This window comes from Streptomyces sp. NPDC003077 (assembly GCF_040611095.1).
In the GTDB taxonomy this organism is placed as follows: Bacteria; Actinomycetota; Actinomycetes; order Streptomycetales; family Streptomycetaceae; genus Streptomyces.
Genome location: NZ_JBEXNM010000015.1, coordinates 80,502 through 102,213, shown reverse-complemented (window position 1 = coordinate 102,213; position 21,712 = coordinate 80,502). Strand labels below are relative to the sequence as shown.

17 protein-coding genes and 3 tRNA genes are annotated in these 21,712 nt (G+C 73.8%); 13 read left to right on the top strand and 7 right to left on the bottom strand.

Annotated elements, in window-relative coordinates; all coding sequences use genetic code 11:
- Window positions 1-139: 139 nt before the first annotated feature.
- Window positions 140-730 (top strand): hypothetical protein, encoded by a 591-nt coding sequence (locus tag ABZX96_RS13525; protein ID WP_355542744.1) that lies wholly within the window; start codon window positions 140-142, stop codon window positions 728-730.
- Between the two features lie 329 nt (window positions 731-1,059).
- Here the strand turns inward: ABZX96_RS13525 and ABZX96_RS13520 are convergent, their stop codons facing one another.
- Together ABZX96_RS13520 and ABZX96_RS13515 are read right to left on the bottom strand one after the other, a co-directional pair.
- Window positions 1,060-1,920 carry a fused MFS/spermidine synthase gene (locus ABZX96_RS13520; protein ID WP_355542741.1) on the bottom strand — a complete coding sequence of 287 codons (861 nt, stop codon included), beginning with the start codon at window positions 1,918-1,920 and terminating at the stop codon, window positions 1,060-1,062.
- Window positions 1,921-1,976: 56 nt separating this feature from the next.
- The gene (locus ABZX96_RS13515) at window positions 1,977-2,534 is read right to left on the bottom strand and encodes a hypothetical protein (RefSeq protein WP_355542738.1); all 558 of its coding nucleotides are present in this window, start codon (window positions 2,532-2,534) and stop codon (window positions 1,977-1,979) included.
- A gap of 231 nt (window positions 2,535-2,765) precedes the next feature.
- Between ABZX96_RS13515 and ABZX96_RS13510 the strand changes: the two genes are divergently transcribed.
- Window positions 2,766-4,454: a tetratricopeptide repeat protein gene (locus ABZX96_RS13510; protein ID WP_355542735.1), complete on the top strand. Its 1,689-nt coding sequence runs from the start codon at window positions 2,766-2,768 to the stop codon at window positions 4,452-4,454.
- A gap of 164 nt (window positions 4,455-4,618) precedes the next feature.
- On the opposite strand, the gene ABZX96_RS13505 is transcribed toward ABZX96_RS13510, so the two are convergent.
- On the bottom strand, window positions 4,619-5,212 hold the full coding sequence (locus ABZX96_RS13505) for a histidine phosphatase family protein (RefSeq protein WP_355542733.1): 594 nt from the start codon (window positions 5,210-5,212) through the stop codon (window positions 4,619-4,621).
- Between the two features lie 232 nt (window positions 5,213-5,444).
- Between ABZX96_RS13505 and ABZX96_RS13500 the strand changes: the two genes are divergently transcribed.
- The 7 genes from ABZX96_RS13500 to ABZX96_RS13470 all read left to right on the top strand — a co-directional run bounded on the left by ABZX96_RS13500 (window position 5,445) and on the right by ABZX96_RS13470 (window position 13,190).
- Window positions 5,445-6,644, top strand: coding sequence for a phosphatase PAP2 family protein (locus ABZX96_RS13500; RefSeq protein ID WP_355542730.1), 1,200 nt, complete (start codon window positions 5,445-5,447; stop codon window positions 6,642-6,644).
- Window positions 6,553-8,043, top strand: coding sequence for a hypothetical protein (locus tag ABZX96_RS13495; protein WP_355542727.1), 1,491 nt, complete (start codon window positions 6,553-6,555; stop codon window positions 8,041-8,043). The genes ABZX96_RS13500 and ABZX96_RS13495 overlap by 92 nt, the downstream gene beginning before the upstream one ends.
- Window positions 8,034-9,728, top strand: a complete 1,695-nt coding sequence (locus tag ABZX96_RS13490; protein ID WP_355542724.1) for a hypothetical protein — start codon at window positions 8,034-8,036, stop codon at window positions 9,726-9,728. Before ABZX96_RS13495 ends, ABZX96_RS13490 begins: the two co-directional genes overlap by 10 nt.
- Window positions 9,729-9,733: 5 nt before the next feature.
- On the top strand, window positions 9,734-11,101 hold the full coding sequence (locus ABZX96_RS13485; protein WP_355542879.1) for an AAA domain-containing protein: 1,368 nt from the start codon (window positions 9,734-9,736) through the stop codon (window positions 11,099-11,101).
- Window positions 11,102-11,493: 392 nt separating this feature from the next.
- Window positions 11,494-11,877: a hypothetical protein gene (locus ABZX96_RS13480; RefSeq protein WP_355542721.1), complete on the top strand. Its 384-nt coding sequence runs from the start codon at window positions 11,494-11,496 to the stop codon at window positions 11,875-11,877.
- Between the two features lie 365 nt (window positions 11,878-12,242).
- Entirely contained in the window at window positions 12,243-12,791 is a 549-nt protein-coding gene (locus ABZX96_RS13475; RefSeq protein ID WP_355542718.1) for a bifunctional DNA primase/polymerase, read from the top strand.
- A 325-nt stretch (window positions 12,792-13,116) separates the two neighbouring features.
- Window positions 13,117-13,190, top strand: a tRNA-Lys gene (locus tag ABZX96_RS13470).
- 95 nt (window positions 13,191-13,285) lie between these two features.
- On the opposite strand, the gene ABZX96_RS13465 is transcribed toward ABZX96_RS13470, so the two are convergent.
- A complete protein-coding gene (locus tag ABZX96_RS13465) occupies window positions 13,286-14,521 on the bottom strand; it encodes a M6 family metalloprotease domain-containing protein (protein WP_355542715.1) in 1,236 nt (411 codons plus the stop codon).
- Between the two features lie 291 nt (window positions 14,522-14,812).
- Between ABZX96_RS13465 and ABZX96_RS13460 the strand changes: the two genes are divergently transcribed.
- Window positions 14,813-16,831: an EAL domain-containing protein gene (locus tag ABZX96_RS13460; protein WP_355542712.1), complete on the top strand. Its 2,019-nt coding sequence runs from the start codon at window positions 14,813-14,815 to the stop codon at window positions 16,829-16,831.
- Window positions 16,832-17,003: 172 nt separating this feature from the next.
- Here the strand turns inward: ABZX96_RS13460 and ABZX96_RS13455 are convergent, their stop codons facing one another.
- A complete protein-coding gene (locus ABZX96_RS13455) occupies window positions 17,004-18,098 on the bottom strand; it encodes an LLM class flavin-dependent oxidoreductase (RefSeq protein WP_355542709.1) in 1,095 nt (364 codons plus the stop codon).
- Between the two features lie 356 nt (window positions 18,099-18,454).
- On the opposite strand from ABZX96_RS13455, the gene ABZX96_RS13450 reads away from it, so the two are divergent.
- Both ABZX96_RS13450 and ABZX96_RS13445 read left to right on the top strand, forming a co-directional pair.
- Window positions 18,455-19,213 (top strand): IclR family transcriptional regulator C-terminal domain-containing protein, encoded by a 759-nt coding sequence (locus ABZX96_RS13450; protein WP_355542706.1) that lies wholly within the window; start codon window positions 18,455-18,457, stop codon window positions 19,211-19,213.
- Window positions 19,214-19,288: 75 nt separating this feature from the next.
- Window positions 19,289-19,362 (top strand) — tRNA-Lys (locus tag ABZX96_RS13445).
- 223 nt (window positions 19,363-19,585) lie between these two features.
- Here ABZX96_RS13445 and ABZX96_RS13440 read toward each other — a convergent pair.
- Window positions 19,586-20,176: a lytic polysaccharide monooxygenase gene (locus ABZX96_RS13440; RefSeq protein ID WP_355542703.1), complete on the bottom strand. Its 591-nt coding sequence runs from the start codon at window positions 20,174-20,176 to the stop codon at window positions 19,586-19,588.
- Window positions 20,177-20,599: 423 nt separating this feature from the next.
- On the bottom strand, window positions 20,600-21,193 hold the full coding sequence (locus ABZX96_RS13435; RefSeq protein WP_355542700.1) for a lytic polysaccharide monooxygenase auxiliary activity family 9 protein: 594 nt from the start codon (window positions 21,191-21,193) through the stop codon (window positions 20,600-20,602).
- 334 nt (window positions 21,194-21,527) lie between these two features.
- Between ABZX96_RS13435 and ABZX96_RS13430 the strand changes: the two genes are divergently transcribed.
- Window positions 21,528-21,601, top strand: a tRNA-Lys gene (locus tag ABZX96_RS13430).
- Window positions 21,602-21,712 lie beyond the last annotated feature (111 nt).

Here is a 21,712-nt window from a genome sequence, read left to right as displayed (position 1 = left end):
TTTCGCCAGGTTGACGCCCGGCTTCCCCGGCTCCGAGCCCCGCAGGCCCCGCGCACCCTTCCACCGCCTCCCCCCTGCCCTTCCGCGGCCCTTGTGCCGCCCTTCCGCGGCCCCGACGCTGCTGCACCGGGCTCGCGCGATGTGGTGCTATAGGCGCGTGTTCAAAGGGAGTTCCGGACGAGGACTGGTGCACGCGGTGGCTTGGACGCTGGCGACGGGGGCGGCCGTCACCCTCTCGTGGGTGGGGGTGCGGACCGTACTGGCGGGGACGATGTACGACCCGCCACGCGCGCTCCCCCTCTCCCACCACGCACCGTCGCCGCGCCCCGCCACGGACCCCACGGTCCCGCCCCTCACGTCCTCCACCCACCACCCCGAACCCACGCCCACCGCCACCCCATCGTCCGCCGCGCCGACCCGGCCCGCACCATCGGCGAACCCCGCCTCGCCGAGCGCGGCCCCGGCCGCCCGGCCCGTCGCCGGGACGGCGCCCGCCCCGCGCGGCACCATCAAGAGCTACGCCACGGCGGGCGGCCGGGTGGTCTTCGCCCTGGACGCGACGTCGGCCCAGTTGGTCACGGCCACCCCCGACGCGGGCTGGCGGATGCAGGTCTGGAAGCAGACCGGATGGATCCGGGTGGACTTCATCAACGGCACCTCACGGACGTCCGTCATCTGCACCTGGAACGGGCACCCGCCCACAGTGGAGACGGACGAGCACGCCACCTGAGGGACACCGCGTGCCTGAGGGCACGGAGGCTGCGTGCCTGAAGGACGCTGCGCGCCTGAGGGTACGGAGGCTGCGCGCCTGAAGGACGCTGCGTGCCTGAGGGTACGGACGCTGCGCACCTGAGGGACGCTGCGTGCCTGAGGGACGCTGCGTGCCTGAGGGACGCCCGGTGCCTGTTCTGGCACTCCAGGGCGGCCTGACGCTCCGCACCTGAGGGACGCCCCGTACCCGACGGTACGGGCGGCCTCGCGCCTGACGTTGTCGCGTCCCCAGAACGGACGCCGACCCATCACCGGTGCCCCTGACGCCCGCCCCCTCCGTCAGCCGTTCTACTCGAACACGGACGCCGGCGGGGCCGGGGAGGCGACCGCCGTCGCGTCCGTGACCGGTGCCGCTCCCCCGGTGAAGTCCAGCAGCGCGCGGCCGTGTTCGACCCGGGCCGTCTGCGGATCGGTCGCGGCCCGCCGGGTCAGCTCCGCGACGGGCAGTTCGCGGTCCGCGGCCAACAGGACGGCGTTTCCGAACCGCTTGCCCCTGAGGACGGCGGGTTCGGCCGTCAGGCACAGCTCGCGGAAGACCGTGCGGACGGTGGCGATCTGCGCCTTGACGAAGGCCAGCGGGGGCCCGTCCGCCAGGTTCGCCGCGTAGAAACCTCCGGGCCGCAGCGCCCTGGCGGCCTCGGTGACGAACTCCGCGCTGGTCAGATGTGCCGGCGTGCGTGCCGCGTGGAAGACGTCGGCGATGATCAGGTCGGCCCAGCCGTCCGGGATCTTGGCGAGCCCCTCCCGGGCGTCCCCGCCGCGCACCCGGATGCGCCAGCCGCTCTCCAGGGGGAGGTGGCGGCGCACCAGTTGCACCAGAGGGCCGTCGATCTCGACGACCTGCTGGGTCGACCGCGGACGGGTCGCCGCGACGTAGCGCGCCAGGGTCAGCGCGCCACCGCCCAGGTGCAGGACGTTCAGCGGCTTGCCGGGCGGGGCGGCGAGGTCGGCGATGTGCCCGAGGCGCCGCTGGTAGGCGAAGGTCAGGTGGGCCGGGTCGTCCAGGTCCACGTGGGACTGCGGGGCGTCGTCGATCAGCAGCGTCCAGGCGCGGGGACGGTCCCGGTCGGGGCGCAGTTCGGCCGTGCCGCCCTGGACCGGTTCGCTCACGGACTCGGGGGCCGCTCGCCCGCGCCTGCTCTTCGCCATGCCCTCAGTATCGCTCGTATGCGCTGGTCAGCGTCGGGGCGGGGAGGGCGCCCCGCTCACTGGCAGCGGTCGACGGCCTCGATCGTGCGGGCGGCCTGGCCGAGCGCCGCGCGCAGTGACGCGGGGTCGGTGGCCGGGGAGGTCGCGCCCTCCGGGGGCACCAGCCAGCCCGCTCCGGTGACGGGCGGCTCGGCGGGCGCGTCTTGGCTCTCGGACGCGCCCCCTTGCGCGGGCGTGCGCCGGTAGGTCTGCGTGCACGCGCTGCCCGGCACGTCCCAGCCGTCGGCGGTGCCCGGCGGGACCAGGAACCCCAGGGTGTCGCACGACCCGTCGTGCAGGACCGGCCCCACCCTGTCGCGCAGCCGCAGGATGTCGACCGCCTCCAGGCCCTGGCGGGCCGGCACCGTCACCAGGTCGCACGGCGGGAGGTCCGGCACGGGCTCGTGCCGCTCCCGGACGGGCCAGGGGCCCGCGACGACGGACGGCGAACGCTCGCCGCCCGACGGGCCGTTGACGGGCCCGGCGACGGCTTCGCGGGCGGCCTCGGTGACGGCTCCGCTGACGGCGTCGTCGACGGCACCATTGACGTCTTCGCACACGCCGGTCTCCAACAAGGAAACCCCTCCTCGTTACGCACACCACTGGCTTTACACCCAGACCAACGTCCTCAAAGGGCATCCGCCACGGCGGCGTAAGACTGCAAAGGATGGCACTTCATGGCGGATCACGACTGAGATATCCGCCTTGGGGCCAAACTCTGCGTGTTGGCCGTGTCACAGAGGGTACGGTCGTCCCGCCGCACCGCCAGGCCGCGGCACCGCCACGGAGATGGCTCGGAGGTCCCCATGGCGTCGCCAGTCGCGAAGTCAGCAGCGCAGTCGCCCGCACAGTCGCCGGCACCGCCCCCAGCGGCGAAGGCGTCCCCGCCCCCGCCCACCGTACCCGCCCGGCCCAACGCCGCCTTCCGGCAGCTGCGCGGCCGGCTGTCCCCAGGGGAGTTCGCGGCGGCGGTGCGCCGGGCCGCGCGCGACATCGGCGAGCAGGTCTCGTGCGACGCCCGCTACGTGGGACGCGTGGAGGCCGGTGAGATCCGCTGCCCCAATTACGCCTACGAGCGGGTCTTCCTGCACATGTTTCCCGGCCTCACGCTCACCGACATGGGCTTCGCGCCGCGCGAGACGGTCCGCGGGCGGGGCGCCCGTGCGGCGGCGCGGCGCGCGGCGGCGCTCGCCGCGGGAGGCTCCTTCGGGGCGGAGCTCGGAACCGGGACGCGGGGTGGCGATGAGCCCCCGGCCGGTTCCGGATCCAGACCCGGGTCCGGGTCCACGGCCGACTCGACGCCCGCAGACGGGCCCGGAACCGGACCCGAGTGCGGGTTTGGGACCGACCCGGGACGCGTACCCGAACTCGGAACCGGGCCCGGACTCGACCCGATGCCCGGAACCGACCCCAGCGATACGTGTATCGAGAACGGCAAGGAGAGCGACGTGCTGCGTCGCGCGTTCATCACCGGCGGCCCGGCTGCCGCCCTTGGATTCATCGCACTGCCACCCTCGGTGGCGACCGCCCTCCCCCACGGTGCGGGCGTCCCCGCCGCCCGCACCGGTGAGGTGCTCGGCGGCACCTGTGGGGAGGCCGAGGCCGCCGACGTCGAAGAGGCGGTCCGGCACATCCGCCTCCTGGACGACCGGCACGGCGCGGAGGGCGTCTACCAGCGCGCCGCGCAGCCGCTGCGGGCCGCCTACGAGCTGCTGGACGCCGGTGTGCAGCGCCGCACCCTCACCGACCGCCTCCAGGCCGGCGTCGGCGAGCTGGCCATCTCCATCGGCTGGCTGGCCCATGACTCCGGCCGGTTCGAGGACGCCCGCGCGCACTACACCGAGGCGCTCGCCACCGCCCGGATCGCCGGGAACCCCGGCCTGGAGGCCCACGCGTTCTGCAACTCGGCCTTCCTCGCCCGGGACGCGGGCACGCCGCGCGAGGCCCTGCGCACCGCCCAGGCGGGCCAGCAGGCCGCCCGGCACCTGTCCTCGCCCCGGCTGCTGTCGCTGCTCGCGCTGCGCGAGGCGGGCGGCTGGGCGGGGCTGGGCGACCGCCGGGCGTGCGAGCAGGCGCTCGTACGGGCCCACCAGCTCTTCGCCCGTGGGCCGTCCGATGCCGATCCGGAGTGGATGACCTTCTATGGAGAGGCGGAACTGGAGGGCCTTGAGGCGCAGTGCTGGTCGGCCCTGGGGGAACGGGGGCGCGCGGCGGAGCACGCGCGCCGCGCGGTGGACCTCCAGGACCCGCACTTCACGCGCAACATCGCCCTGTTCACGGCGGAGCTGGCGGACGACCTCGCGCACAGCGGCTCACCCGAGGAGGCCGCCGTCGCGGGGTCACAGGTGCTGTCCCTGCTGGACCAGGTGCAGTCACCGCGCATCCGGTCGATGCTCAACGCCACGGCGCGCCTGCTGGACCCGCACCGCCGGCACTCGGGGGAGGTCACGGCCTTCCTGGACCGGCACGCGTCGGTGATGCGGGAGTCCGCCTGACGGGAGCCCGCGGCCTTGAGGGGCTGCGGGGCGTCCGCCATACGGACGGGCTGCGAGGAGTCCGCCTTGTGGACGGGCCGCCGGGCGGGCCTGCCGGCCGGTCCCGGGGCCCGTCAGGGCGGCGCTCGGTGTCCGTCCGGACGATCGGCCGCGCGGCGGCTGCGTCAGTTCAGATGGCCGGTGTCGTTCCAGCGCTCGATGGCCGGTTCGCCGTAGGCCCAGCCCAGCACCGACAGCGAGGTCGGCTCCAGGCGGATGCGGGCGGCGAAGGAGATGTCCAGGCCCAGCCAGCGGGCTCCCAGGGAGCGCAGGATGTGGCCGTGGGCGAAGACCAGGACGTCGCGGTCGGCCGAGCGCGCCCAGCGCACGACCTCGTCGACCCGCTCGGAGACCTCGGCGAGCGTCTCCCCCTCGGGGACGCCGTCGCGCCAGATGAGCCAGTCCGGGCGGCCGGCCTTGATCTGGGCGGGCGTCAGGCCCTCGTACGCGCCGTAGTCGACCTCCATGAGGGCGTCCCACTCCTGGGCCCGGTCACCGAAGCCGGCCAGTTCGCAGGTTTCCTTGGCACGTATCAGGGGGCTGGTGCGCACCTCCACGTCCGGGAGGCCGTTCCACGGGGCGCTGTGCAGCCGCTCGCCCAGCAATTCGGCGCCCCGGCGGCCCTCGTCGAGAAGCGGAATGTCGGTCCTTCCGGTGTGCCTGCCGGAAAGGGACCACTCCGTCTGCCCGTGCCGGGCCAGCAGAATGCGCGGTGCCATGGGAATTACCTCTAGCCGGAGTTCCGGCTTTTCCTCGCGATGGTGGGTGACGGCTTCCGTCCGTCCTTCCGATCGTTCCATCATCGCGCATCGGCCGGGTGTCCCACCGAGGGGGGAAAGGAGAGGCCGGGGTCCCGCGCCCCGGTTCCGGCGTTTGCGGCCATACGGCGTACGGTGGAAGGTCGGTGCTTTGGGCACCGCGTATCGCCCGTACCAATGGAGAACGTTCCAAATGCTCACCGCAGCGCGCCGCACCGCGGCATTCGGCGGCCGGCCGCGGTGGTGGACCGAATTGCCGCTGATCGCCCTCGTCTACGTGATCTACTCGGCGGGCCGCCTGGTCGCCCGGGGTGACGCGCACACCGCGGACGGGCACGGGCTGGCCATTCTCCGCCTCGAAGAACTCCTGCGAATCGCCCCCGAACGCGCGCTCAACCGCGTCTTCACGGATACCCCGGCTCTCGGGATACCGGCCGATTTCGTCTACGCGTCCCTGCATTACCTCCTCACGCCGCTGATCCTCGTATGGCTGTGGCGGCGGCATTCCGGCCGTTACCGGATCATGCGCACCTGGCTGATGATTTCCACCCTCATCGGCCTCGTCGGTTTCACGCTCCTGCCCACCGCGCCGCCCCGGCTGCTGCCGTCCGGCCACGGTTTCACCGACACCATGGCGCACTTCTCGTCGTACGGCTGGTGGGGCGAGGACGCGAGCGCGCCGCGCGGGCTGGGAAAGCTGACCAACGAATACGCGGCGATGCCGAGCCTGCACGTCGGGTGGGCGCTGTGGTGCGGGGTCGCCCTGTGGGTGTTCGGCACCACCAAAGCGGCCAAGGCCGCGGCGGTCGCCTACCCGCTGCTGGTCGCCCTCGTGGTGATGGGCACCGCGAACCACTACCTCTTGGACGCGCTGGCCGGCGCCGCCGTCATGGGCGTGGGGCTGCTGCTGACGCGCCCGGCGCTGCGGCTGACGGAGGGCGTGCGCGGACGGTTCGGTGCGGGGCGGGGTGCGCCGGTCGGGGAGGGGGCTGTGGCTGGGGGCGGTGCCGTGGTCGGGAACGGTGCCGTGGCTGGGGGCGGTGTGGTTGCCGGGGCTGTGTCCAGGGACGGTGCCGTGTTCGGGGACGGGCCGGTTGCCGGGGCCGTGGGGCCCGCGGTCGCCGTCGCGCACGTCGCCGCCGATCGCGTCTCCGGCGTGCCGGGGCGTGTCCCGCACCCACGGATCGCCGCCGTCGGCGGGTCCATGGCCCCGCCCGTCACCGGCCCCGCGCACCGGCCGGACGCCGGTGTCGGACGGCCGGTCACCGCGGATGTCAGTGCCGGATGCCAGACTTCCGCGCGTGAACGTTTTCCGCGAGAGTCGAGCCGCGGCGGCGCCCCCGTCGGCAGAGCAGCCTCAGCAGGCGACGGGCCTGCGTCGGCGGCTCACTGAGCTGCGCGGCCCCGGCGTCCGGCCGCGCGCGCTCGACGCCCGCGCGCTGGCCGCGCTCGCCGCGAATCCGGGCTGCCGCCGCCGCGCGCTGCTGGACGGCGCCGGGATCGACAAGGGCGCCCTCGCCCAGGCGCTCGGGTCGCCCGCGACGTCCGGCCGCTCCCAGTTCGCCTTCGTCCGCGGCCACAGCTTCGAGGCGCGGGTCAAGGCGGACGGCGGCGCGGAGCTGATGGCGCTGGTGCACGAGCGGCTGGACGCGTCGGCGCCGGTTCCCGAGCCGGACGCGGTGGCCGTCCCGGATCTGTCCGCCGCGGGCCCCGAGGGCCGTGCCGCCCGTACGGCGCTGGCGCTGCGGGAGGCGACGGCGGCGGGTGGCTGGGCGCTGCTGGACCATCCGATGCTCGTCCTGGAGGTGGCGGGGTCCCCCGCGTACCTGGAGCCGGACGCCGTGGTGGTGCACCCGGACGGCGGCTGGACGGTCGTGGAGATCAAGTCGTTCCCGATGATCGACGGGGCGGCGGACGCGGCCAAGGTGGGCGCGGCGGCCCGCCAGGCGGCGGTGTACGCGCTCGCCCTGGAGCGGGTCGCGGGTCAGGTGGCCGCGGCCACCGGGCGCCGGGTGGAGGTCCGCGACCGGGTCCTGCTGGTCTGCCCGAAGGACTTCTCCAACCTTCCGACCGCCGAGGCCGTCGACATCCGCAAGCAGTGCGCGACGACCCGGCGGCAGCTCGCCCGGCTGGCCCGGGTCGAGGAGATCGTGGCCGAGCTCCCCGAGGACACCACCTTCGACCTGCGGCTCGCGGACGACGGCAGGACGGCGACCCGCCCGGCGGCGGAGCTGGCCGAGGCGGTGGCGTCGGTCGGCGCCGCCTACGCCCCCGAGTGCCTGGCCGCCTGCGAGCTCGCCTTCCACTGCCGCGAACGGGCCCGCGAGGCGGGCGCCGTGGAGGCGCTCGGCCGGGGCGTGCGCGGGGAACTGGGCGGCCTGCGGACCATCGGGGAGGTCCTGGCCGCGGCGTGCGGCGGCGAGGAGGGCGGCACGGCCGGTGTGGGCCCGGAGTGCCGTGAGGACGAGGACGAGCCGGGTTCCGTCGACTCGCGGGAGTCCGCCGCGTCCCCGGGTCCCATCGGCTCGCGGGAGTCCGTCATGTCCCCGGCCTCCCCGCTCGCGGACGGCCTCCCCTACTGGGACGACCCGGCCGTGGAGAACCTGCGCCGGGCGGCGGCCCTGCGCGCCGAAGCGCTGGCCGGTGCCGGGGGCGTGACGGACGGCGGACCGGGGTCCGTACCGGGAGGGACGGGCGGTGACCCGGTCCCGTTCGGCAGCACTCGGCCGGGAGGGGACGGCGCGGCGGTGCTTCCCCCGGCGCGGCCCGGAAGGGAGGCGGCATGTCGCTGATGGACACGCTGGCCAGGATGGAGGCCGTGGCGGCGGGGCGGGCCCGGCCGCTCGCCACGGTGCGGCACCGCCATCTGTCGGACCGGCCGCTGGTCTTCGTCCCGCTGACCACCTCGGGCGAGGCGGGCGCGCCACTGGGGGCGATGGTCGGCACGGACCGCGAGAAGCCGCTGCTCCTGACGGTCCCGCAGCCGCGCGACCGCGATCTGCGGTTCGCGTTCCTCGCCGAGCTGGCGGAGGCGGTGCTCCCGTACGTGGACGGCTACGCCGACGACGTCGAGTACGAGGAGCGCAAGGAAACCGACCCCGAGACCGGCAAGAAGGTCCCGGTCGAGGTGGAGCTGTGCGTGGACGCGCCGCAGGTGATCGTGCCGAGCGCGGCGGGCGTGGAGTTCGTCCGGCTGCTGGGCCGTTCCATGCGGTTCCGCCGGACGGCCGAACAGGACCCGGACACGCCCCACCCGGCGCCGCCGCACGTCCCTCTGCTGGGACGCTGGTTCACCCACATGGGGGAGCGGGCGCGGGTGCCCGGGGCCTGCCTGCTGCTGTCGATGACGGACCTGCTGGCCCGCCACTGGGCCACCGGCCAGAGCCGTCTGGAGGATCAGCACCTGGGAGCGCTGCTCGGGTGGATCGACCCTCCGGAGGGCGAGTCGGGCGCCGTCGCGGCCCGCAGGGCGGAGACGGCGCGGGACGCGGACGGTCAGCTGCGGCACCCGCCGGCCGGTCCGGCCACCGACCCGGCGTTCGACAACCGGCGGCTGGCGCCCGCGATGGCGCGGTACGACGCCGGGCAGCCACACGCCGCCCAGGAGATCCGCGACCTCCTGGAAGGCCAGCTGCGGCCCACCTGGGACGCCGTGTGGCGCGGCCTCGACCTGCTGCGCGCCCTCCCGGAGGGCGCCCACGTCCCCGACCGCTGGAAGCGGGACCGCTGGTCCTACACCGCCCACCGCGACCGGATCCGGGCCGGCGAGCCGCCGCAGCCCCGCCGGGACGACGCGGTCACGGCCGCCCGCAAGCTCGCCTCCCGGGAGACCGCGCAGGCCCAGCTCGACGCCCAGGAGGCGCTGGACGACCCGCTGGTGATGGCGGGCCGGCGACTGGCGGGCGAGGCGCTGGTGGGCGAGGTGACGGCGGTGGAGATGGCGTTCTCGGAGGGCCGGCGGCCGATGCCGCGTCCGCTCGTCACCCTCACCACCGCCGACCGGCCGCAGCTCTCCGAGCGCGCCAAGCTCTACCGGCCGGTGGGGGACGGGAGGACGCAGCCGGGCGAGTTCGTCGGGTACGGCGCGGGGGTGCCGGAGCCCGTCAGCGCGGGGATGCCGGAGCCCGTCGGCGCGGGTGCGCCCGGAGCGGACGCCACCGACGCCCCCGGCCCCGGCCGCCCGGCGCCGAACACCCTGGTCATACGGCTGACCGGCGGCATGGGGCGCGGGAAGACGCCGGAGCCCGGTTCGGTCCCGGAGGTGGGCGAGCGGGTGTGCTGGACGCTCTTCGAGCATGCGCCGCGCGGCGGCCCCGAGCTCCCCGACCCCGAGAACACGCCCTGGACCCACGGCGGCCCGCCGCCCGGCCCGCCGGGCGCACCGGCTCCCGGCGCGCCGTCCGCCGCGCGGCTCCCCGACTGGTCGGCGTCCCCCGACCACGCCCCCGACCCGGTGACCACGGAGGACTTCCTGTGACCCCTCTGGCGCACGGCTGGCCGGCCACGGGCCCCGGCGGCACCCGCACCTTCGACCCGTCCGCGGCGGCCACCGCCGCGACGGACGCGATCCTGCACGACACGCTGCACGGCACCGGGCGCGGCGTGGTCGTGGACTCCCCGCCCGGGGCCGGCAAGTCCACCCTCGTGGTGCGGGCCGCCCGCGAGCTGGCCGCGGCCGGGCGCCGGCTCATGGTGGTCGCCCAGACCAACGCCCAGGTGGACGACCTGGTGCTGCGCCTCGCCGAGAAGGACCCGGAGCTGCCGGTGGGACGGCTGCACAGCAGCGACCCGGCGGCGTACGACCCGGCACTGAACGAGCTGCCCGCCGTCCGCACGTCCACCAAGGCCGGCGATCTCACCGAGACGGCCGTCGTCGTCTCCACGGCCGCCAAATGGGCGTACACCAAGGTCGACGAGCCCTGGGAACAGGCGATCGTGGACGAGGCCTACCAGATGCGTTCGGACGCGCTGCTCGCCGTGGCCGGGCTCTTCGAACGCGCCCTGTTCGTGGGCGACCCCGGACAGCTCGACCCGTTCAGCCTGGTCGGCACGGAGCAGTGGGCCGGGCTGTCCTACGACCCGGCGGCCAGCGCCGTCAGCACCCTCCTCGCCCACAACCCCGGCCTCCCGCAGCACCGGCTGCCGGTCTCCTGGCGGCTGCCCGCCTCCGCCGCGCCCCTGGTGTCCAGCGCGTTCTACCCGTACACGCCCTTCCGCAGCGGCACGGACCACGGGGACCGGCGGCTGGCCTTCGGCGTGGCCGGGGACGGTTCGGGCGTGGACCGCGTCCTGGACGAGGCGGCCGAGTCCGGCTGGGGCCTGCTCGAACTCCCCGCCCGCCACACGCCGCGCACCGACCCGGAGGCGGTGCACGCCACCGCCCTGGTGGTGCGCCGGCTGCTGGACCGCGGCGGCGTGACCACCAGCGAACGGGCGGACGGCCCGGCGCCGCTGTCCCCCGACCGGATAGCCGTGGGCACCGCCCACCGCGATCAGGCGGCGGCGGTCCGGGCCGCCCTGACCGGCCTCGGGGTGAGCGGCGTCATCGTGGACACCGCCAACCGCCTCCAGGGCCGCGAGTACGACGTCACCGTCGTCCTGCACCCGCTCTCCGGCCGGCCAGACGCCACGGCGTTCCACCTGGAGACGGGCCGGCTGTGCGTCCTGGCCTCCCGGCACCGCCACGCCTGCGTCGTGGTGTGCCGGGCCGGGGTGGCGGAGCTGCTGGACGACCACCCGTCCACGGAGCCGGTGCAGCTCGGCGTCACGATCAAGTTCCCGGACGGCTGGGAGGCCAACCACGCGGTCCTCGCCCACCTGGCGGAACACCGGGTGCGCTGGCCGAGCTGAGACCCGGGGGGCGGACGGAGACGCGTTCGGGGCCCGTCCCATACGGCCGTCGGAGCCGGGTTCGCGCCCACTCCCTACGGGCCGCTGGAGCCGGGCTCGGGCCCATTCCTTACGAGACGAGCCGACGGTGCCCGGGTTCCGCCCCCTCCCGTACGGACCGCCGGAGCCGGGCCCGGGCCCATTCCCTACGGGCCGACGGTGCCGGGTTCGCGTCCACTCCCCACAAGCTGACGGAGCCGGGTTCGCGCCCAGCCCGTACGGCCCCTCGAAGGCCGGGACCAGGCCCCTCCCGTCCAGGCCGACCGCACCCCTCCCTCCAGGATCACCGCACACCTGTCCACTTGCGCGGGGCAGGACAATGGAATGCGGCAGACAATCCTGGAGGTACCTACATGTCCGAGCCGCGACCGGCTCCCGACCAGCGCGGGGCAGGTTCCGCGCCGCGCCGCCTGAAACCCGCCCCGCTGCTCTTCGAGCCGCCGGAGGCCGGCGCGGACCGCGAACACTTCTTCGACCTGGAGTCGATCGACGACCCGCGCGAACTGCTCTCCCGCTCCACCGAACTCACCCTCGCCTTCCGTACGGCCGCCGACCGGGCGACGGAGTTCCAGGCGATGGCGGCGGCCCAGCTCGCGGACCCGAAGCGGTTCGACCGGCTGCCGCTCTCCGCGATCGCGGAGCAGGCGGACTGGACCGAGGACTACGCCCGGAAGATGGTCGAGTTCGGGCGCGGGCTCCTGCGCAACGGCGGGACGCACCCGGACCCGACGGACTGACCGGCTCCGGTGAGGCCCGGCGACCGGCCCCCAGGGTGAGCGACGCGCCCTGATAGGCGCCCAGCGTGAGCGGCGCACCCTAAGGAGCACCCACCGTGAACGGCGCACCCTAAGGAGCACCCACCACGAGTGGCGCCTTGAGGAGCACCCACTACGAGCGGCGCACCCTAAAGAGCGCCCGGCACAACTGGAGCGCCCTCAGGGGCACCCCGGCCCCCAGGCCCCCACCCCGGCGTCCCGTACTTCACGGGGCGCCGGTGGCATATGTGTACGGCTCGGCGGAAGATACCCCGTTCCCCGGCACGCCGTTCCGTTTTTCGTCAATCGACGACAGTGGGGCCGCGCCTCCCACTAGTCCTGTCCCCATGAGCGACCGGCCCTCCGACACGCCCCGCTTCCCCGGCTCCCCACCCACCCCCCGAACGGCCTACCTCACCCTCGGCGGCGCCGACTGGCTGGCGTCCGCGAGTCCGCATCCCCGGAGCGTGCACGCGCTCTGGGCGGCGTGCCCGTTCGCGCCGAGCGTGCTGCCGTGCGGCACCGTCTTCGACGTGATCAGCGCCCCGGCGGAGTTCGGCCACCGGGTGGTGGAGCGCCTGTGGGCCGACGGGCCGGGCTCGGGGCCGGTCGCCGTGCACCGCAAACGGCTGCTGGTGTTCACCGCTCCCGGGGTCGCGCAGCGGCTGCCCGCCCTGCTGCGGTGGGAGGAGTGGCGGGCCCAGGTCCCGCCGCTGCTCTGCCACGGCCTCGGCGACACGGTGACCGTCCCGCCGTTCTGCTCACGCCCGGGCACCGCGGAGCGGCCCGCGCCCACGCGCTGGCTGTCGGCGCCGAGCGACCGAGACCCCTGGTTGCCGGGCCCCGACGTCCTGCTCTGGGCCTGCATACGAGCCGCCCGGACGCGGCCCCGGTGATCTCCGCGGCTTCTCCACCGGCCCCGGCCCCCTGACCCGTTCTCCGTGCCGCCCGTCGCCCGAGGGCACGGAGAACGGCCACCAGGCCCTGCGCCGCCCGAGGGCACGGCCACCGGCCCACCAGGCCCCGCGCCGCCTGAGGCCACGGAGAACGAACCACCGGCCCCGCGCCACCCACGGGCCGGACCCGCCCAGCCACCGCACCGCCTCACCCGCCCCACCAGGCCGGGCACCTCCCGGGCCCACCCCACCGGTCGATCTTGCCCCCGGACCCGTCGATTTTTGTCCTCCCCGATCAGGATGCTAATGTTTTCCACGTCAGCAGGCGCCGCTAGCTCAGTTGGTTAGAGCAGCTGACTCTTAATCAGCGGGTCCGGGGTTCGAGTCCCTGGCGGCGCACCGACAGACGAAGGCCCTCCACTCCGGTGGAGGGCCTTCGTCGTGCAGGGCGCGCAAAACCGTGAGTGTCCCCACGCCCCCACGTCCCCACCCGCTCACCCCCGATCCACCCGCACCGTCCAGTCCCCCGCCACCGTCCGCCCGGTGACCCGCACCCGTACGCTGTCCGCCTCCAGGTCTTCCCCCACCCCCAGAGGCGCGTCGGCGAGCGCCGGGTAGACGGAGGTGCCCCAGCACGCCTCCGTGGCGGGGTGGCCGTCCAGCACCTGGATGGGGCCGTCGCCGGAGGCCGTCGCGCTGTGCACGCGGTAGACGAGCACGCCCTCGGTGCACAGCCCCTGGTCGTTGCCGACGGCGGCGCGCGCCTCGATGGCCAGCGCGCCGGTCCGCCCCGTGCGGACCACCAGGAGCCGCGAGCGCCGCTCGTCCCCCGCGTCCATGGGTGCGCCCAGCGGGCGCAGGGTGTGCGGTTCGCCGGAGCCCGGCGTGACGCAGCCCACCTGGCGGGTGCCGAGCCAGCCCAGCTTCCACTTGTGCCAGGCGAAGGGGTCCGGGGCCAGGCCGAACTGGCTGCCCATGAGGTCCCAGTCCCCGACGTGCGTGTCCCAGTCGCCCTCGCCGTCCTCCGGGCGGTGGTAGAGGTCCGGCAGGTCGAAGACGTGGCCGGTCTCGTGGGCGAGGACGTTGCGGTCCGGTGGGGTGCGTTCGAAGACGGTGACGAAGCGGCTCAGTTCGGCGCGGTCGGCCCGGAGCGGCCGTTCCAGGTTGACGACCTTGGTGGCGTCGGAGTCCACCCCGGGCGCGTCCGGGTCGGCGACGAAGTACACGACGTCGTAGCGGTGGAAGTCCACCGAGGCGTCCGCGGCGGCGACCGCGTCGTTGAGGTAGGCCGTGCGGCGGGCGGCGTCCCAGTCGCGCCGTATCCCGTACGCGTCCGAGTCGCGCGGCATCCGCACCCACCGCGGCTGGACGTGCGGGCGCAGCGTGAACCGGCCGTAGGAGGCGCGCCGGAAGAAGCCGGACGTGGCCGGGAAGTAGTCGGCGGCCAGCCGACGCGGGTCGGACATCGGTGCGGAGTCCGGGAAGGACAGGAACACCATGACGGCGTTGAGGGCGCGCGTGGGGCGCGGGTAGGCGCGGTTCCAGGTGTTCACTCCTTCGGAATGGTGGGCGCCGGTGCGGGTGAGGGCACAGGAGCGGGCGAGTTCGGCGGCCGTCGCCGGCCCCGCCACCACGGATGTCGCTATGACGGCGCTGAGCGACGTGGCGAGGGCGGCGACCCGGCGCAGCCGGTGGCGGTCCACCCCGTCGGGTGGCTGCGCGCGCGGCATATCGACCTCCCGGAACGGAATCGGGACACCGCAACCACCCTGTGGCGATTTATAGGCTTACGTCCTGTTCCGGAGGGCCGTACGGGTGACCGGGATCGGACCCATAACGTGTTACGGATAGTTACCAGCGATCGTTCGTGAAGTACACGTGAACAGACTCGGGCGGAAAAGGCCAAACTTCCGCCAGGGGTGCCGATGATCACGGTTGCGTCGCTGGATAGGCCCGCGGGCCAGCCTCTATGATCGCCACACTTTCCAGCGCGGATTCACCTCCACCACGAGACAAGCGCCATGCGGGAGCGAGCAGTGAGCGGATACCCCGACGGCACGGGACGCGCGCCCGGTTTCACGCTTCCCTCGGTGACAGACGGTAACGAGACGACCAAAGAAACCGACGGCGGCTCCCCGGTGGCCTACAGCGCCCCCGCCGACGCCCCCGCACCCTCCCCCGCCCCCACCGACATCCCCGACGCCCCGCGCGCCCCGGCCGACGCGGCACCGGCCCCCTCGGGCTGCCCCGAGGCCCCGCGCCTCCCGGCCGACGTCGCGCAACCCCCGGCGGCCTCCCCCGGCCGCTGCGCGGCGGCGCTCGCCGACTACCGTGCCGCCTTCAACGCCGCCCGCCTCCCCCAGGCCGTCCTCGACCCGGACGGCCTCGTGCTGGCGGCCAACCCCGCCTTCGCCGACCTCATCGGCGGCGCGCCGGACGACCTGGTCGCCAGCACCGCCGCCGACCTCACCGACCTCGGCACCGACCCGCGCATCTGGACCGCGTACCGCGAGGTCCTGTCCGGGCGCAGCGACCGGCTGCGCTGCACCCGCCGCCTCAAGCACCCCGACGGGCGCTCGATGTGGGTGGAGGTGACCGTCGAGCCGCTGGCGGACGAGGGGCGCGTCCTGCTGACCGTCGCCGACATCAGCGACCGGCACGACCTGCTCGCGCGGCTGCGCCACCTCCAGATGCACGATCCGGTGACCCGGCTGCCCAACCGCGCGCTGTTCTTCGAGCGGCTCTCCGGCGCGCTGGAGGCGGCGGCGCTGGACGAGAGCGGCACCGGCCGGATCGGCCTGTGCTACCTGGACCTGGACGGCTTCAAGGCGGTGAACGACACCCTCGGGCACCGGATCGGCGACCGGCTGCTGAGCGCGGTGGCGCAGCGGCTGTCGCACTGCGCCGAGGGGCTGCCGGACCGCTCCCGCCCGCACGACCGGGGCGGCCACCTGGTGGCGCGGCTCGGCGGCGACGAGTTCGCGCTCCTGGTGGAGGACTCCAACGGGACGGAACAGCTCGCCGAACTGGCGCAGCGCATCCTGGACGCCCTGCAGCGGCCCTTCGAGCTGGCCGGGCAGCGGCTGTCGGTGTCCGCGAGCATCGGCGTCGTCGAGCGCGCCGCCACCGGCACCACCGCGACGGGCCTGATGCAGGCCGCGGACACCACGCTGTACTGGGCGAAGGAGGACGGCAAGGCCCGCTGGACCCTCTTCGACCCCGAGCGCAACGCCCACCGGGTGACCCGGCAGGCGCTCTCCAGCACCCTGCGGCCCGCCGTCGAGCGGGGCGAGTTCACGCTGGAGTACCAGCCGCTGGTGGGGCTGGGCGACGGGCGGGCGCAGGGGGTCGAGGCGCTGGTGCGCTGGCGGCACCCGCAGTTCGGCACGTTGTCGCCGAATCGGTTCATCGGATTGGCGGAAGAGAACGGCGCGATCGTCGAGCTGGGCCGCTGGGTCCTGGAACGCGCCTGCCACCAGGCGCGCGCCTGGCAACTGGAGCGCCCCGACACGTCCCTGTTCGTCAGCGTCAACGTGGCCGTCCGGCAGGTCTGGGACTCCGACCTGGTCGCGGACGTGGCCGGCATCCTGGCGGAGACCGGGCTGCCGCCGCGGCTGCTGCAACTGGAGCTCACCGAGTCGGCGGTGATGGGCTCGGCGGGCCGGCCCCTCCAGGCCCTCCAGTCGCTGAGCGACATGGGCGTCCGCATCGCCATCGACGACTTCGGGACCGGCTACTCCAACCTCGCCTACCTCAGCCGCCTGCCCGTCTCCGTCCTCAAGCTGGACGGCACCTTCGTCCGCGGCTTCCGCTCCCAGGAGCACCCCAACCCGGCGGACGAGACGATCGTCGAGGCCCTGGTGGCGCTCGCGCACCGGCTGGGGCTCACCGTCACCGCCGAGTGCGTGGAGAGCGCCGAGCAGGCCGAACGGCTGCGCCGGATCGGCTGCGACACCGGCCAGGGGTGGCTGTACTCCCGCCCGGTCTCCCCGGACCGCGTCTCCGCCTTGATCAGCGCGGGGGGACGCGCGGACGGGTGAGGGGCGGGACGCCCGGCCCCTCGGCGGTCCCGGGCGGATGCCAGGATCGGGCCGGCGCGGGCCACCGCTCACCGTCCCCGCGCTCCTCACCCGCCCCGCACACGGCGTGCCGTGACGGCTCGGGCGCGGCCCCGTGCGCCGTGCCCGGGGCCGCGAGCCGGGTGGATGCCTCCTACGCCTCCGGCAGGCCGTACGCGTCGGCGATCAGCTCGTACGAACGCACCCGGAAGGCGGCGTCGTGCACCGTGCCGGTGATCATCAGCTCGTCGGCACCGGTGCGCTTGGCGAGGTCGTCGAGGCCGTCGCGCACCTCGGCGGGCGTGCCGTGGATCACGTTGGCGAGCCAGCTGTCGGCGAAGTCCCGCTCCATCTCGGTGTACGGGTACGCCTCGGCCTCCTCGGCCGTGGGGATCAGGCCCGGACGGTTGGTGCGCAGCCGCAGCATGGACAGCGCGCCGGTGCGGGCCTGGCGGAGCGCCTCCTTGCCGTCCTCGGCGGCGAGCGCGGAGACGCCGATCAGGGCGTACGGCGCGTCCAGCACCTCCGAGGGCCGGAAGGACGAGCGGTACAGCTCCAGCGCGGGGACGGTGTTGGCGGCCGAGAAGTGGTGCGCGAAGGCGAACGGCAGGCCGAGGTGCCCGGCGAGCTGGGCGCTGAAGCCCGAGGAGCCGAGCAGCCAGATGGGCGGCCGGTGCGGGGACTGCACGCCACCAGGGGCGGTGGCCTGCGAGGGGCCCGGCACGGCGTGGATACGGCCGTACGGATGCCCGTCGGGGAACTCGTCGTCCAGGAAGCGGGTCAGCTCGACGAGCTGCTGGGGGAACTCGTCCGCGCCCTCGTGCAGCCGGTCGGTGCGGCGCAGCGCGGCGGCGGTGGCGCCGTCGGTCCCCGGCGCGCGGCCCAGGCCCAGGTCCACCCGGCCGGGGGCCATCGCTTCGAGGGTGCCGAACTGCTCGGCGATCACCAGTGGCGCGTGGTTGGGCAGCATGACGCCGCCGGAGCCGAGCCGTATGGACGAGGTGTGCGCGGCGATGTGGGCCAGCAGCACGGCGGGCGAGGACGAGGCGACGCCGGGCATGGAGTGGTGCTCGGCGACCCAGTACCGGTGGTAGCCGCGCCGCTCGGCGGTCCTGGCGATGTCCACGCCGGTCCGGATGGCGTCGGAGGCCGTGTACCCGGCGCCGACCGTCGCCAGGTCGAGTACGGACAGGGGTACGGGTGCGCTGCCTCGGGCAGTCCCCCGGATCTCGTCGTGGTCGCCGCTCACGGTGCGGGTCCTCCTCGCGTCGCTGGTGTGCGCGATGGACAACCGGAGTAGATCTCCGTTTATTCCCGGGTCTCCTCGGCAACCGTCGGCGCGAGCGGCGCCCGGCCCTCGCCGACCGGTGATCAGCGGTTTCTCCGGGGGACGGAGCACTGGTCGATGACCTTGGCATATGTCAGAGGCGGACATCCTGCCCAGACCGGGAACGGACCGGTCGATTCAGTCAAGCCCCCCTTCTCTCACGGGCATTGACCGCTATCGTGGTACGAGCCCGCCGTCCGCGACCGACCGGTGACCGCCCCGGTCACGACCACGGCGCCGGCGACACGCAAGCGGTCACAACCTGCTAGGGGGACACCGTGGCGCTGAAGCCCGAGCCGACCACGCCGTTCCACTCGGTGCAATACGCCCTTCGTGTACTCGAAACGATCTCCAGGCACGTCGGCGGTGTCACCGACGCCCAGATCGCCCGCGAGACCGGCCTGCCCACCGGCCACCTCTCCCACATGCTGGCGATGCTCAGCCGCGAGGGCTACGTCGACCAGGTCTCCGACGGCGCCTACGTCGTCGGCGAGGCGCTGATACTGCTCGGCGCGGGCGGTGACCGCGAGGAAGTGCTACGCGACAAGCTGCAGCGCACGCTGGTGGAGCTGCGCGACTCGGTCGGCGCCGCGGTCTACATCAGCCGGTACATCGACGGCGAGGTCAAGATCCTCCACTACGCCGACGGGCCCCGGGCGCCGCGCGTCAACGAGTGGGCCGAGTTCCGCCGCACGGCGCACGCCAGCGCGGTCGGCAAGTGCCTGCTCGCCCAGCTCGACTACGACGGCCGGATGGACCACCTCTCGCGCCACAAGACCGCCCGGCTGACCTCCCGGACGATCACCAACGAGAAGGTGCTGTTCCACAAGCTCGACAGCCAGCCCCCGACGGTCCCGATGCTGGACCTCCAGGAGTACGCCGTCGGCACGGTCTGCGCGGCCGTACCGATCACGGCCGGGGCGACGGTCGGATGCCTGGCCTTGTCCATGCCCCTGGAGAACGCGCACCGCCTGCGCCAGGCCGCCGACGCCCTCAATCGCAAGGCCGCCCCGGTGCTGCTTTCCCTGACGATCTGAGCCCGCCGGTCCCGCCCCCGCGCGGGGTGGTCACGAGCACCCCCGAAGACCAGGTAGTATTTACTTCGTCAGCAGGCGCCGCTAGCTCAGTTGGTTAGAGCAGCTGACTCTTAATCAGCGGGTCCGGGGTTCGAGTCCCTGGCGGCGCACCTGATCGAAGGGGCCGTTTCCGAGAAATCGGAAACGGCCCCTTCTTTTTGCCGCCCATTCGCCTGTGCTGTGCGAGGGCGCTGTTGTGTACGTGAGGGCCGTCACGCCGGATTCTCGTGCCGGCGGGATCTTCTTGCCGGGTCTTTTCGCCGAGTGATCCGGATCACCGCGGACACGGAATCAGCGCGTGGCTTTTCCGGCCCCGCCGGCTTTCCGTCCCCCTCAGAATTCGACATCCGAGCAGGCGTAGAAGGCGTTCGCCGTGTCGGCGACCGTCCAGACCGCGACGATCAGGTGCTTGCCCGTCTTCCCGGACGGCAGGGTGCCGGGGTGGGACAGGGTGTACGGGGGCCGCTGGCCGTTGTACGGGACGGTCAGGAAGGGCGTGAGGTTCAGGTCGGCGCGGGTGAGCGGCTTGCTCGGGTTCCAGCCGTCCTTGGTGATGTAGTACCTGAAGTCGGTGGTCGCGTGCGAGGCGGTGAACCGCCAGGTGAAGGTGTACGAGCTGCCGGCGCTCACCTTCGTCGCGGGCCAGTTGCCGCCCCGCGGGTCGTCGAGCTGGGCGAACCGGCTGTTGCCGCCGGCGCAGATCTTGCCGTCGGCGGGGCCGCGGGCCGGGAAGCCTTTGGGGCCCTCGACGCTCTGGGGCTCCCACTGGATCTCGCCGCAGTTCTTGACGGTGCCCTTGGCGCAGAGCACCTGACGGCTGACGGGCGAGTCGGTGTAGCCGTGACTGGAGGCGCCGCCCGTGGCGAGGACCGACGCTCCGACGACGCCGAATCCGATGACGGCCGCGCTGATCTTCTTGCGCATGCTTCGCTCCCGGAGAACTTGGGGGGTGTTCTGTGAGCCAAGTGCGTTGCGGTCCAGACCAACCAGCAGAATATTGCGGGATTTTGGGCATGCCTAGGTCAGTGGCCGAACCAATCGCGGCCCAGTCTCCGGGGTCGGTACACGGTGATTCTCCGCGCCCCGCGAACGCCTCCGGTTCCTCGGTTTTCCCGAGGGCCCCATCCGAAGCGTCCGGCTATCGCACAGCGCCCGGCACCGGAGGGCCTCCCCGGAGGAAGGACGGGGAGGCCCGGCCGGTGTTCCGGTGCCGGTGCGCGGTCGTGGGCGTTCAGATGCCGGTTTCCGTCACCGGCGTTTGCGGTATTCCGGTGCCGGCGTGCCGATGCGGCTTTGCGGCACCGGTGCCAGTGCGCCGGCGGGGGCATTCCGGCACCGGTGCCGGAATTACGAGAGGTTGACGTCGGAGCAGGCGTAGAAGGCGTTCGCGGTGTCGGCGATGTTCCAGACACCGAGGATGATGTGGTGCCCCTTCTTCTGGGTCGGCACGGTGCCCTGGTGCTGCACCGTCGAGGCCGGCTGCCGGCCGCTCATCGGGACCGTCATGAACGGCTCCAGCTCAAGGTCGGCACGGGTGAGCGGCTTGCTCGGGTCGTAGCTGTCCTTGGTGATGTAGTACTTGAAGTCCGTGGTGGCGTGGCGGGCGGTGATCCGCCACGAGAAGGTGTAGCCCTGGCCGGCGCGGAGGTTGGTCGCGGGCCAGTTGCCGCCGCGCGGGTCGTCGAGCTGGGCGAACCCGGCGTTGCCGGCCGAGCAGATCTTGCCGTCGGCGGGACCGGCGGCCGGGAAGCCCTTCGGTCCCTCGACGCTCTGGGGCTCCCACTGGATGGAGCCGCAGTTCTTGACGACGCCCTGCTGACACAGGACCTGGCGACTGGGGGGCGCGTCGCTGTAGCCGTGGCTGGAGGCGCTGCCGGTGGCGAGTACGGAGGCGCCCGCGATACCGAGTCCGACGATGGCCGCGCTGAGCTTCTTACGCATGCTTCGCTCCTGGAGAACGAGGGGGGTGTTCCGTGAGACGAATGACGTGCGGTCTAGACCAGTTGGCAGCGTAGTGAACGCGTATTGAACATGTCCAGACCAATAACAAGCGGACGATCGGCTTCCGGGGGATGCCCGGCACGCGCCGGACGCGCGAAAGGGGGGTGATCCGGAACACGCCGGGCGGCGCCCCTGTGAGCCACACCACGCCGCCTACCAGGCACAACGCGCCCTGGAGGCCGTTCCCCGGTGACCCGCCTCACATCCACCCCACCAGCCCCAGGAGTGGTCACGAGCACCGCGGAAGTTCGTGTAAAGTTTTCTTCGTCAGCAGGCGCCGCTAGCTCAGTTGGTTAGAGCAGCTGACTCTTAATCAGCGGGTCCGGGGTTCGAGTCCCTGGCGGCGCACCGACAGGCGAAGGCCCTCCACTCCGGTGGAGGGCCTTCGTCGTACCGGCACGCGGACGAACGAGCACTCCTCCCCCGTCCGCCCCCGTCGCTGGCCAAACCCCGAGGTCG